Origin of the sequence: Hyphomonas sp. (assembly GCF_017792385.1) — a bacterium.
In the GTDB taxonomy this organism is placed as follows: Bacteria; Pseudomonadota; Alphaproteobacteria; order Caulobacterales; family Hyphomonadaceae; genus Hyphomonas.
Genome location: NZ_CP051230.1, coordinates 325,466 through 338,634, shown reverse-complemented (window position 1 = coordinate 338,634; position 13,169 = coordinate 325,466). Strand labels below are relative to the sequence as shown.

9 protein-coding genes are annotated in these 13,169 nt (G+C 62.5%); 5 read left to right on the top strand and 4 right to left on the bottom strand.

From position 1 onward, the window contains the following. Window positions 1-3: 3 nt before the first annotated feature. Complete coding sequence (locus tag HF955_RS01640) at window positions 4-870, bottom strand: mechanosensitive ion channel family protein (RefSeq protein ID WP_291077310.1); 867 nt, start codon at window positions 868-870, stop codon at window positions 4-6. 286 nt (window positions 871-1,156) lie between these two features. Next, window positions 1,157-1,657 (bottom strand): hypothetical protein, encoded by a 501-nt coding sequence (locus tag HF955_RS01635; protein WP_291077309.1) that lies wholly within the window; start codon window positions 1,655-1,657, stop codon window positions 1,157-1,159. Between the two features lie 112 nt (window positions 1,658-1,769). Here HF955_RS01635 and HF955_RS01630 point away from each other — a divergent pair, with 112 nt between their 5' ends. The 3 genes from HF955_RS01630 to HF955_RS01620 all read left to right on the top strand — a co-directional run bounded on the left by HF955_RS01630 (window position 1,770) and on the right by HF955_RS01620 (window position 7,940). Continuing rightward, window positions 1,770-3,392 (top strand): peptide ABC transporter substrate-binding protein, encoded by a 1,623-nt coding sequence (locus tag HF955_RS01630; RefSeq protein ID WP_291077307.1) that lies wholly within the window; start codon window positions 1,770-1,772, stop codon window positions 3,390-3,392. A gap of 27 nt (window positions 3,393-3,419) precedes the next feature. Further along, a complete protein-coding gene (locus HF955_RS01625; protein ID WP_291077305.1) occupies window positions 3,420-4,538 on the top strand; it encodes a DUF3667 domain-containing protein in 1,119 nt (372 codons plus the stop codon). A 339-nt stretch (window positions 4,539-4,877) separates the two neighbouring features. After that, complete coding sequence (locus tag HF955_RS01620; protein ID WP_291077303.1) at window positions 4,878-7,940, top strand: TonB-dependent receptor; 3,063 nt, start codon at window positions 4,878-4,880, stop codon at window positions 7,938-7,940. 158 nt (window positions 7,941-8,098) lie between these two features. Here HF955_RS01620 and HF955_RS01615 read toward each other — a convergent pair whose 3' ends face one another. Continuing rightward, window positions 8,099-8,992, bottom strand: coding sequence for a class I SAM-dependent methyltransferase (locus tag HF955_RS01615; RefSeq protein WP_291077301.1), 894 nt, complete (start codon window positions 8,990-8,992; stop codon window positions 8,099-8,101). Beyond that, window positions 8,989-9,801, bottom strand: coding sequence for an RNA methyltransferase (locus tag HF955_RS01610; protein WP_291077299.1), 813 nt, complete (start codon window positions 9,799-9,801; stop codon window positions 8,989-8,991). The genes HF955_RS01615 and HF955_RS01610 overlap by 4 nt, the downstream gene beginning before the upstream one ends. Window positions 9,802-9,911: 110 nt before the next feature. On the opposite strand from HF955_RS01610, the gene HF955_RS01605 reads away from it, so the two are divergent. Then, window positions 9,912-11,366 (top strand): OmpA family protein, encoded by a 1,455-nt coding sequence (locus tag HF955_RS01605; RefSeq protein ID WP_291077297.1) that lies wholly within the window; start codon window positions 9,912-9,914, stop codon window positions 11,364-11,366. After that, on the top strand, window positions 11,367-13,115 hold the full coding sequence (locus tag HF955_RS01600) for a hypothetical protein (protein WP_291077295.1): 1,749 nt from the start codon (window positions 11,367-11,369) through the stop codon (window positions 13,113-13,115). The last annotated feature ends 54 nt before the right edge of the window (window positions 13,116-13,169 follow it).

Sequence of the window (13,169 nt, the reverse complement as noted above, 5' to 3'; positions counted from 1 at the left end):
GGGTCAGCTGCCCCGAGGGGCAAACCCGTTGAAATCTTCCGGCACACTCATGGCCGTGTCTGCCCGCAGGCGTGGCAGCGCTTCGGGGTGTTCTGCCTGCAGCCATTCGATCATCTGCTCGCGGATCAGGCAGCGCAGGTCCCATGCCTCGGGCGAGGTGCTGGCCGAGGCCAGCGCCCGGACCGTGACCGCAGTGCCGGACGCCTCCGTGACCTGCAAGTTCACGACGTCACCATTCCAGAGATCGGTCGACTTGCAGATGTCTTCGAGTTTCTGGCGCATGGCCCCGATCGGGGCGTGATAATCCACCGTCCAGAGCACGGTGCCGATGATCGAGGCGCTCTTGCGGGTCCAGTTCTGGAAGGGCTGTTCGATGAAATAGGACAGAGGCACGACCAGGCGTCGCCAGTCCCAGATCTTGATGACCACATAGAACAGGCCGATTTCCTCGATCCAGCCCCATTCCCCCTCCACCACGACAGCGTCATCGAGACGGATCGGCTGGGTGAAGGCAATCTGAAGTCCGGCGATGAGATTGCTGAGCACCGGCCGGGCGGCAAGGCCGATCGCAATGCCGGCAATGCCCGCCGAGGCGAACAGGCTGACCCCGATCTGCTTGACGCCGGGGATGACGGTCAGGGCGGCGGCCAGTGTGACCAGGCCGGCTATCACGATCCAGACGCGGCGGACCACGTCGAGGCGGGTAGCGGATTTCCTCGCTTCGAGATTGTCGGCCACGTCGAGGTGCAGGCGAGCCAGGCGTCGCTTGATCAGCGCATCGACAATCGTGCCGACGAGCCAGCCGATGGCGATCACGAACAGCACTCCGGAGGTGACCCCGCCGATGCGCTCTGCCTGATCTGCGGACATGACGGAGGGCGGGATGTACCGGTCCAGCCAGGGCAGGGACAGGACCAGGGCGGCGCCTGTCAGGGCGAACAGAAGGGGTGGCCGGAACCGCTTCAGCCAGCGTGTGTTCCTGCGGGCGTCGATCTTCGTCCGGATAAGCGTCCCCTTTCAGTGGCCTGCCGCCTCTACGCACAAGCTTGCCGAAGGTTTCCGGCCCGCTGCAAGCGCCGGGTCGGGAAAGGGGATGGGGATCGCGCCGGGTGCGACTTGATTGGGCAGGTCTGTGCGGACCGGGCGGCGACCGGACCTATTTCACCCGTTCGACGCGGAAGGCGAGCCCGCCATCGAGCTTCATCTTGTAGCTGCCAAGAGCTGCTTCGTAGATCTGCGCTTCGGACTGGCCATTGTTGCGCAACTGTTTGGAATCGATCTGGCGCCAGATCTGGCCGTTCTCGAGATAGATGACGAGACCGCCGCGTTTGCCCCGGATGGATTTCACCGGCTGGACGACTTCCTTCAGATTTGCGTCCCCGTCCGATTTGCCGAGCATGAGCGAGGGCAGGGACGGGATGGAAAAGCCGAAGGAATCCTTCTGGACCTGTTCGACTTCCTTGCGGGTGACCGTCGTCACTTCGCCGGCCGCCTCGGCGGCCTGGAGGCGTCCGACTGCGCCATCATAGCAGGCGAGGCGTTCGGCATCGTCCTCAATCGCGGTGCAGGCATAAACGGCATCGGTGGAGATGTCCTCCGCGAGGGCGGGAGCGCCCAGCGCAAGAATCATTCCTGTGATGCACCAAATCCGGGTCATTCCTCTCACCTCCTGCTGCAGAGACGGCACGAAGGCTTTGCAAATCCCTCGCGGTCTGGCAGCACTGTGGCAAATCGTGCGAAAGCCGAAAAGAGTTTGGAGACAGAAAAACATGAAGCTGAATACGCTGATCAGCACGGGTCTGGCCGCTGCGCTGGCCCTGACCTTGGCTGCCTGTGGTGGGGGCGGCAAGTCCGGTGGGGAAGATGTTCCGACGCTGCGCCGGGGCATTTCTGCCAAGGTGGACACGCTGGACCCGCACAAATCCTCGGCCCAGTGGGAAAACATCGTTATCGGCGACATGTTCATCGGCCTGACCACGGACGGTCCGGACGCCCGTCCCCAGCCGGGCATGGCCACGCATTGGGAGACCAGTGCGGATGGCCGGGTCTGGACGTTCCACATTGGCGATTATGTCTGGTCTGACGGCAATCCGGTGACAGCCCACGATTTCGTCTATGCGCTGCGCCGCATCCAGTCGCCGGAAGTGGCCTCGCAATACGCGTCCCTGCTATATCTCATCAAGAACGCGGCCGAGGTGAATGCGACCGAGCTGCCCCCGGAAGAACTGGGCGTGCGGGCCATTGATGACAAGACGCTGGAAATCACGCTGGAATACCCGGCGCCCTACCTGCCGGGCCTGTTGTCCCACTACACGACCTATCCGGTGCCCAGCCATGCCATCGAGACGTATGGGGATTCCTGGATCCAGCCCGACAACATCGTGGTGAACGGGCCTTACAAGCTGGTCTACTGGCGGACGGGCGACCAGCTGGTGGCGGACAGGAACCCGACCGGTTTCGGCGCGGCGGACGCCTGTTTTGGGCGGGTGGTCTATTTCGAGCTGGAAGACCTGACGGCTGTCGAGAACAAGATTCAGGCGGGCGAACTGGACATCAACAACGCGTTTGACGGGGCCCGGTCGACCGAGATCGAGGCCAAGCTTCCGGGCTGGCCGCGCACGACGCCTGCGCTGATCACCACATACTGGTCGTTCAATACGCAAGTTGCCCCGTTCGACGATGTGCGCGTGCGTCAGGCCCTGTCCATGGCGCTGGACCGCGAATTCATGGTGAAGAACGTGCTGACACCGGGCTATGTGCCGGCCTATTCGATGGTGCCGCCCGGAATCGACAATTATGCCGTGACGCGTCCGGAAATCGACTGGAAGGACCTGCCACGCGCCGAGCGACTGGCGGAAGCCAAACGCCTTCTGGAGGAGGCCGGGTACGGACCTGACAACCCGCTGAGCTTCGAGTTCATTCACCGCTCGACCGATGACAATCCGAAAGTGGCGCCGGTGGCACAGGCCAATTGGGCGGACATCGCGCCATGGGTGGATCCGGTCATCGTGAAGCAGGACACCAAAGTGCTGTATGCGCGTCTGCGCCAGTCAGACTTCGAAGTGTCGGACGCGGCCTGGGTTGCCGATTTCGACGATCCGATCAATTTCCTCTATCTGCTTGATTCCAATACCGGCCAGCAGAATTATGGCGACTATTCCAATCCGGAGTATGACGCCCTGCTGCAGCGCTCGAACCAGGAACTCGACCTGGCCAAGCGGGCGGAGATCTTTGCCGAGGCCGAACAGCTGATGCTGGAGGACTATCCGATCACGCCGATGTGGTTCCAGGTAACCAAGAACCTCGTGGACCCCACACTGACCGGCTACGAAGACAATGCAAAGGACCAGCACCGGTCGAGATTCCTGTGCCGGGAGGCTGCTGCCGAATAGGCCCATTCTGACCCTGGGGGAGGGGATATGGAACACGATATCGAAGTCGCCGGGCTCGCTTCTGCGGGCGGCCTGTCGACCGGGGATCATCACCCGGTCCAGTCCGGCGTGCCGTGCGCCAATTGCGGCACGGTTGTCGAGGACCGGTTCTGCACGACGTGTGGCCAGCTCGCTTCCGACTTTCACCGCCCGGTCTGGGATCTGGTGATGAGCAGCCTGGCCGATACGTTCGCCCTGGACGGTCGGCTGTGGCGGTCGCTGCCGCTGCTGCTGTTCCGGCCCGGGCGCATGACCCGGAACTATCTGGACGGCAAGCGGGCCCGTTATGTGCCGCCATTCCGGATGTTCCTGCTCACTTCGGTGATCTTCTTCCTGTCGCTGTTTACACTGGGGGACCAGCTGGGCTGGTACAATTCCTTCAAGATCAATGACATGGTGCAGGAAGGGCTCGATCTCGGCCTCGATGAAACCGGCGAGCCGATCCGCGTCGTGCGGGAAGAACGGCTGGAAGAGCTGCGTCAGGAGCTGGAAGACACGGACATTGACGAGGCCGAACGTCTGGAACTCCAGCAGGAACTGAATGATATGCAGCACGGCATCACCGTGCAGCGCCTGCTGCAGGATGATGGCCGGATCAACCGCGATGCGTTGTATGACGAGGTGAATGCCCGGCTCGACCCCGATGCCACGCCCGAGGAGCGGGAACAGGCCTGGCGGGCGGCTGACCATGCGGCCAGCGTGTATGAGAACCAGGACCGGTATGGTGCGCGCATTCGCGAGTGGGCGCCCCGCTTCAGCCTGATGTTCATGCCGATCCTGGCGTTCATGCTGACGCTGATCTATGCGTGGCACCGGCGCCGGTACATCTATGATCATGTGATCACGGCGCTGCACATCCAGACCTATATTTATCTCATAGCGACGCTGATGCTGTTCATTGGCGCGATCAATCCGTCGAGCGTCGGCTGGCTGGTGCTGACGGGCCTCATTTTGCTGGTTGTGTACATATACCGGCAGTTGCGGGTGACCTATGATACCGGGCGGTTCATGGCGGCCCTTCGCACCTTCATCCTGCTCATTTCGAGCTTCCTGGTGCTGATCACGCTTCTGGCCTTCCTGATCATTGTGAGTTTTGCCCTGACCTGAGACGGGATCGCGCCGTCGCTGGCCGGATTGTCCGCTGAATCGCGGACGGACTCCCCGAAAGTGCCTAAAATCAATGCAGGCGAAGTCAGCGTGTTCAGGGCGTGCGCGGGCATATTTTCGGATTTCAGCACGCTAACAGGGAGATTCATGCCCAAATCGACCCGTTCAAGTGATGCGATTCTGTCACACTAGCTTCATTTTGCCTGAAACTGCCGCTGCCTCCGATTGACTATGATAGGCGCGCATTTCTTACTGCGCCGTAAGACTTGGTCTAGGGGGCCAGGTTCGTCCGTGACGTGCGGGCAACTTTTTTAGAGATAATCCCATTCGGAGGTTCAAGTGAGCGAATTTAACTTGAAGACGCGTCTTTTGGCGTCGTCAGTGTTTGCAGGGGCGGCGCTGGCCGCTGTCGCAGCACTGCCGGCTTACGCCCAAGACGCAGATGAAGTCATCGCAGTCGAGACGGCTGGCGAAGACGAAGAAGCGGTTCAACAGACGATCGTCGTTACCGGCTCGCTGATTCCGCAAAGCGGCAACCTGGTTGAAACCAGCCCGGTGACCTCGCTCGGCTCTGCAGACTTCGACGTCCGCGGTGTTGTGCGTGCTGAAGACATGATCAACTCCCTGCCGCAGGCATTCGGTGCTCAGGGCTCCAACCTGGCCAACGGCTCGACCGGTACGTCCTCGGTCAACCTTCGCGGTCTCGGTGCCTCCCGCACGCTGACCCTGCTGAACGGCCGCCGCCTGCCTTACGGCTCGCTGAACACGGCTGCTCCGGACATCAACTTCATCCCGGCTTCGATGGTCAAGAAAGTTGACATCCTGACCGGCGGTGCATCCGCGACCTACGGTTCCGATGCTGTTGCCGGTGTTGTGAACTTCGTGCTCGACACCGATTTCGAAGGCGTCCGTCTGGAAGGCAACTACTCCTTCTACCAGCACGACAATTCCAACAGCTACATCCAGGACATCCTGTCCGGCTTCGCAGCTGACAACCCGTCCCAGTTCACGGTTCCGGATGGCTCAACCTCCGACGGTGAGTCGATCGACATCACCGCTGCCTTCGGTGGCAAGCTGGACAATGGCCGCGGCCACGTCATGGGCTTCGCCAGCTTCCAGAACACGAAGGAAGTGCTTCAGGCCAACCGCGACTACTCGCAGTGTGCCCTGTCCACGACCAATGGTGGTAACGACTTCACCTGTGCCGGTTCTTCCACGAACCAGTTCACCAACATCCTGGACCTCGGCTCCAACCTGCCGACGGGCCTGTGGGCACGTGTTGACCCGACAACCAACGAGTTCGTCGAGCGGAACTTCGTTTCCGACACGTTCAACTACAACCCGTACAACCACTTCCAGCGTCCGAACGAGCGCTACTCCTTCGGTACGTTCGCGAACTATGACATCAACCCATATGTGAACGCATATGCGGAATTCATGTTCATGGACAACCAGACCAATTCCCAGATCGCACCGTCCGGTGTGTTCGGGTACGGTGTCGCTGGTGGAGCTGGCGGTATCAACTGTGACAACCCGTTCCTCAGCGCACAGCAGGTTGACTTCATCTGTACGTCGCGTGGCGCTTCGGGTGACGACATTGCCGGGCTGAATGACGTCCTGTTCCTTCGCCGGAACGTTGAGGGCGGCAACCGGAACAACGACATCCGTCACACGACCTATCGTGGTGTTGTCGGCCTGAAAGGTACCCTGGGCGACACGCCGTGGGGCTATGACATCAGCGCCATCTACGCGAACGTTCACCGTTCCGAGGTCTACAACAACGACCTGTCGATCTCCAAAATGTCGAAAGCGCTCTACGCTGTTGACGATGGAGAGGGCAACATTGTCTGTGCCGTGAACGCGGATGATGATCCGAACAATGACGACGCAGCATGTGCGCCGTACGACATTTTCTCGGGCGCGGGCCCAAGCGATGCAGCTCTGTCTTACATCGTGAACCCGCTGTTTCGTGACGGTGACGTGACTCAGACGGTCGTGACGGCAAAGACCTATGCCGATCTCGGCGAGTACGGCCTGCAGTCGCCGATGTCTGAAGAAGGCATCAAGGTGGCCTTCGGTGTTGAATACCGCCGTGACAGCCTCGACTCCAACCCGGATTCGAACTTCCAGTCCGGCGACGGCGCTGGTCAGGGCGGCCCGACGAACCCGATTTCCGGTTCGCAGGAAGTCTATGACTACTTCGCCGAGGTCAACGCACCGCTGATCCAGGGGTATGAAGGTGTCGAGTCTCTCGGTATCGACCTGGCTTATCGTCGTTCGAACTATGACGCTGTGTCCTCCGATGCCTACAAGATCGGCCTCGAGTACGCTCCGGTCGAAGACATCCGCTTCCGCGGTTCGTTCCAGCGCGCTGTCCGTGCTGCGAACATCTTCGAACTGTTCTCGACCCAGTCGATCGGTCTGTTTGACCTGACGCAGGGTGCCAACGGCATCTATGATCCTTGCGCCGGCACCAACCCGACCGCAACGGCTGCACAGTGTGCGAACACCGGCGTTACGGCTGCTCAGTATGGCAACATCGCTGACAACCCGGCTGGCCAGTTCAACACGCTGACCGGTGGTAACCCTGATCTTGAGCCGGAGAAGTCCGACACCTACACGCTCGGTTTCGTGGCAACGCCGTCCGCCATTCCGGGCCTGACCGTGTCGCTCGACTACTTCGACATCGTTGTTGAAGACCTGGTCGGTACGGTTCCGCAGGAACTGGCACTCGACACCTGCCTTGAAACCGGCGACGCGTTCTTCTGCTCGCTCGTCAATCGCGGCAATGGCGGCACCCTGTGGGCGGGTCAGACCGGCTACATCATTGCAACCAACATCAACACCGGTTCGCTGTCGACGTCTGGTTTCGACCTCCTGGCCAGCTATGCGCTGGACCTGGATGCCAAGGGCGGTATCGACTTTGACTATGTCGGTACGCTGCTCGAGTCGCTTGAGACCAAGCCGCTTCCGAACTCCACCGGCGCCGACATCTTTGACTGTGTTGGCTACTATGGTGGTAAATGTGCCTCCGGTGGTGGAACCGAAGTCGCAAACGGTGCGTCTCCGGAATACCGTCACAAGGCTTCCATGACCTGGTCTGATGCCGAAGGTAAGTACAGCGTCACCGGTACGTGGCGTTACTACTCTGAAGTCGAAATCGAAGGCGGTGACGATGGCACCATCAACGGTGTGCTCGACGCTCAGAACTACTTCGACCTGTCCGGTTCCTGGGCTGCCACGGACTACATGTCCTTCCGCCTCGGTGTGAACAACGTGCTGGACGAAGATCCGCCGCTGTCCTCCGTCGTTGGTACGGCACCGGGTAACGGCAACACCTACCCGCAGGTGTACGACGCTCTGGGTCGTTACATCTTCATGGGTGCGACGTTCGACTTCTAAGTCTTACGGACATTCGAAAACAGGAACGGCGGCCTTTCGGGGCCGCCGTTTTTGTTTTTGATCGGGTTTTTGGCGGGTTCCGTATCGTGCCCTTGATGGGCACTCACATGAACCAGGCTCAGGGCTGATTGATTTCGGGGAGCGGCAGGAGCTGTCGATCAGTTCCCGGAATGCCAGCGGGCATAGATCGCGGTCGGCAACAGGCGGTCGGCGCCTTGCTGGGGCAGGGCCATCTCGCCGGTCTCCATGATGCCGCCAAGCGGAGAGAGCCGGTCGGCCAGGGCTTGTGACAGGGCGAGATAGGACAGGCGGACGGCATAGGCCGTCAGGATCACGAACAGGGGCCGGTCGCTGAGCAGGGTCTTCACCGTATCGAGCAGTTCCGGCAGGTTCTCCTCGAACCGCCAGGTCTCGTTCTTCGGGCCGCGGCCGAATTTCGGCGGGTCGAGAATGATTGCGTCATACTGATTGCCCCGGCGGATCTCGCGCGCGGTGAACTTCATGGCGTCATCGGCGATCCAGCGAATGGTGCGATCATTCAGGCCGCTCATGGCCTGATTGTCCTTGCCATAGCCATTCGATTTGGGGCTGGCGTCCAGATGCACCACTTCGGCGCCGGCCGCCGCGCAGGCGAGCGACATCATGCCGGTATAGCCGAACAGGTTCAGCGCCTTGATGGGGCGTCCGGCGGCACGGATTTTCTCCTGCGCGAACCGCCAGTGCACCGAATGCTCCTGGAACACGCCCATGTGACGGAAGGCGGTGCGGCGGGCCTCGAAGGTGAGGCCGTTCCATTGCATCGGCCAGCTGTCGCGGGCCTTGGGGGAGAGGACCTCCCAGTTCCCGGCGCCATCATCGTCCTGGGATTTGGTGGAGAAGCGGGCGTCGGCGCGCCAGCTCTCGACCGGGCGGGCCGGTTCCCAGAAGGCTTGCGGGTCCGGCCGGATCACGGTCTGGCTGCCGAAGCGTTCGAGCTTCTGCAGATGCCCGCTGTCGAGCAGGGCATAGTCTTCCCAGTCATCGGCGATCAGGAGGCGGGTCTCGGTCTTCATTTGAAATCCCTCTGGCGCCAGGCTTCATAGGTCATGATGGCGGTGGCCTGGGCAAGGTTCAGGCTGTCGGCGCCGCCGCGCATCGGGATCAGGCAGAGCTGGTCACAGGCCGCTTCGGCCTCTGCGGGCAGGCCGGACTGCTCATTGCCCATGAGGATGACCGATCCGGTGGTGAAATCCGTCCGGTCATGCCGCGCCGTGCCGTTGACCGAGGCGGCGCTCATGGAAAGGCCAAGGCCCTTCCGCCAGGCATTGAACCGGTCGAAGGAGGCGCTGGCAAAAGGCATGTCGAAGATTGACCCCATCGAGGCGCGCACGGCTTCGAAACTGTAGGGGTCGCAACAGGTCCCGACCAGGATGACGCCGGAGATCCCGGCGCAGTCGGCGGTCCGCAATATGGTACCGAGATTGCCGGGGTCGCGCACTTCATAGAGCGCCAGATAGAGGCCGCCGGACTGTTGCGGCAGGGCGTCCAGGGACAGGTGGCGCTGGCGAAAGGCGGCGACCACGCTTTGCGCATTGTCCTTGTGGGTGATGCGGGACATCAGCTTGTCGGCCGCCAGCACGACCCGGGCCCCGGCGCTGCGGGCATCCTTGATCAGGCCGGCCAGATGGGGGCGGTCGGCCATGCTTGCAGCGACCAGAAGGGCGTCCGCCTGCCAGCCATTGGCGAGGCCCTGGCCGATCAGACGTGCACCTTCGGCCAGGAACAGGCCGGTCTCGGAGCGGCCCTTCTTTCTTTCCAGACTTTTCAAGGTCTTGACGAGAGGGTTTGAGGCGCTGCTGATGATCTCTTCGGGCTGGGTCATGAGGCTTGTGAACGGGGTCTGGCTCTGCGGGGCAACTCTTGCGGGGACATGCTGAATAGGGCATCCCTGTGGGTCAGGGGATAATCAATGGAGGAGGTCGCGGGGCCTCTATGAGACTGCTCGACTACCTTATTGGATGCTTGGCGCTGATTGGCCTGATCTTCACGGGTTGGTGGGCCGTCTATCAGTCTGCAAGCACGCCTGTAAACCTCCAAGCGCGGCTGGAGACCAATGCCAATGCGGCGCTGTCCGAGGCCGGGTTCGGCTGGGCCCGGGTGCGCATGCATGGCCAGCGGGCCGAACTGTCCGGCAAGGCACCCTCGGCGGATGCGGTTCAGGCGGCGGCCGAGACCGTGCTGACCTCCAGCGGGCCAGGCGGCCTGCTGATGGGCGGCGTCACGCTGGTCGAGAGCGGTGTGGGCACCGCGCCGCCGGTGTCGCCCTATGCCTGGCGGGCCATCAAGACGCCGGAAGGGCAGTTCGTGCTGGTGGGCCATGTGCCCTCGCGCACGATCCGGGCTGGCCTGCTCGAGACGGCCGGCCGCCATGCCGGAGATCAACCGATCGAGGACCGGATGACCGTGGCCAATGGCGCCCCGGCTGGGAACTGGCAGGGCATGGCGCGGTTGGTTCTGGACAGCCTGTCGGAGCTCGACTCCGGAGAGGCGCGCCTGACGGACACGTCCGTGCGCCTGCGCGGCATCTCCATGGACAGTGCAACGCGGGCGAAAGTGTCTGCCGACATTGCCAATATCACGGCGCCTTTCCGGGGCGAGCCGTTCCTGCGCGGGCCATCTCTGTGGAGCGCGACCCATGGGGCGGGGGAACTGATCCTGTCCGGCAAGGTGGCCAGCGAGGCCGAGCGGGCAGAAATCCTGGCGATCGCCCGGCAGTATTATGCCCAGACCGTTCGTGACGAGATGCAGGTGGCGGGCAGCGCCCATCCCGGATGGATTGACGGTGTGCGGGTGGGCCTGCCGCATTTCGCCAATTTCCGCAGCGGGGAAATGGCGTTCGAACCCGAGGAAACCGGCTTCAGTTTCGAGGGTGAGGCGTCCGGCTCCACTTTGGCTTACTTGCAGCAGGATCTCGCCAAGCTGAACAGCCCTTATCCTGTCACAGTTTTCACCGATACGGTGCAGGTCGATGTGGCGGAGATTCGCGAGATCGATTTCGAGGCGGACCCGGCCGGGGCCTGCCAGGCGGCGTTTGACCGGGTGATGGAGACCAGCAAGGTGTATTTCGAAACCGGCAGTGCGACGATCACACGCGAAAGCGGCCAGACGCTGGACAAGCTGATGGCGGTGTCGGCGCGGTGTGCGCCGGGACTGGTCTTCGAAGTTGGCGGACATACCGATGCCAGCGGTGACCGGGCCACCAATTTGGCCCTCAGCGAAGCGCGGGCATTGGCGGTGCGCGACTATATGGCGTCGGCAGGATTTCCCCCTTCGCGACTGACTGTAATCGGCTATGGTCCCGACGAGGCCGTGCAGAGTAATGACACGGAAGAGGGCCGGGCGAAGAATCGCCGGATAGGATTCAAGGTTCGAGAACGGAGCGAATAGATGGCGTGGCTTTTGGCACATATGTGGGCGGCGCTGATCGGAGTGGCCGTTTTCGGACTGCTTCTCGGCTGGGCGATCCGGGGCATGCTGCTGGTCGGCAAGATGCGCCGGGCCATGGTCGAGCGGGATGTGACCCAGACCGAGCTGGAGCAGGCCAAGGAAGAGATTGAAAGCCTGTATGCCGCCCAGAGGGGCCAGCCGGTGGGCAATCCGAACGCCCGCGAGGCGCAGGCCGAGCAGACCGTGAAAATCCAGCGCCTGACCGATGATCTTGCACGGGCCAAGAGCGAACTCGAAGCATTGAAGGCGAAAGCGAGCGAAGCGGTCGCCGCGGGCGCCGGGGCGGCAGGGGCCGCTGCGACCGGCACGCTGGCCGCCGTTGGTGGCGCCACCGACCCGAACCCGGCGCTGGTCTGGCGCAATCGCCATCTTGAAAGCCGTGTGCGCCATCTGGAATCGCTGGTCAGTGACGGCGCAAGCGCGGCGCCAGCCGAGCAGGTTGCCCAGGTCGAGACGGCGATCCCTGCTGAGGCGGCGAGCGATGCCGACACGGCCAAGGCCGACTGGCAGCAAAACTTCCTGAAGCAGCGCGTCGAGGCGCTTGAGGCGGAGCTTGCCCGGATGAAGGTGCCGGCGGCCGCCCCGGCGGCGCGTCAGGGCCATGGCGAAGCGGATGAGGAATTGGCGCGCCTGCGCTGGCGCAACCGGTTCCTGGAAGGCCGTCTGGCCTATTTCGAAGGCGATTCCGATGCGGAGGCCGAAGCCGAAGCCGAAGCCGAAGCAGGCGCTGACGACGCTGACGCGGCGCCACTGATCGGCACGTCCGAGCCGGAAATTGAGGAACCGGTCGAGACCGCTCCCGAGCCGATTGCCGAACGTGCCACCGAGGTCGAGCCGGAGCCGATGGCTGACCCGACCGAGATCGGCCTGCCTGTAGAGGCTGCCGAGGAAGAGGTGCCTGCCAAGGTCGACGCGGCCCCGCCGGAGCCTGAGACGGATCTGGACCTGCCGGACGCTGAGGCGGCAGAAGAGGCGGACGAGGAAGTCAGCTTGGAGCAGGCCTTTGCTGGCGTGCCGCCTGTGGACGACGCTGATGACAGTCAGGAAGCCCCGGTCGAGATGGCCGCAGACCCGGACGCGGAAGTCGATGTGCCGGCCTTCGAGATTGTTGACCGGTTCGCGGACGATGCCCCGTCCGAGCCTGTGGAGGCTGACGAGGCCGATGCCGTCGAACTGTCCGGTGCGGCCGTGGAAGAGGATGATTCCGACGAGGCCGTGGAAGAAGATCAGTCCGAAGAGGCCGGGGACCCCCCGGTGGCCAGCGCGGAAGAGGCGAGCCGGGCCATACTGGCGGCGCTGGAACTGAATGATGACGAGTCGCCGGATGTGGAGGCTGAAGCTGACGAAGATGACGCCGATATGGCGGACGATGCCTTTGACGAGGCGGAGGAAGAATCCGATGCCGAAGACTTGCCCCCGCAAGCGGTTGGCGTGCGTCCGTTGGCGCTCGACAAGCCGGTGGAGAATTCGCCGGACGATCTGACCGAGATTGGCGGCATCGGTCCGAAGATCCAGGAATTGCTGAACGAGATGGGCATCTGGCACTATGACCAGATCGCGGCCTGGTCGCCGGAAAATGTTGCCTGGGTGGACCAGGAGCTGCACTTCTCCGGACGCATCGCCCGCGAAGGCTGGGTGCAGCAGGCAGCGGTGCTGGCCGGGGACACAGTGGAAGGCGACGCGGTCTAGATAACGGCGCGTTCAGGGCCAATTCAGGCAGAATCTTCCAATCTTGGAACCAAT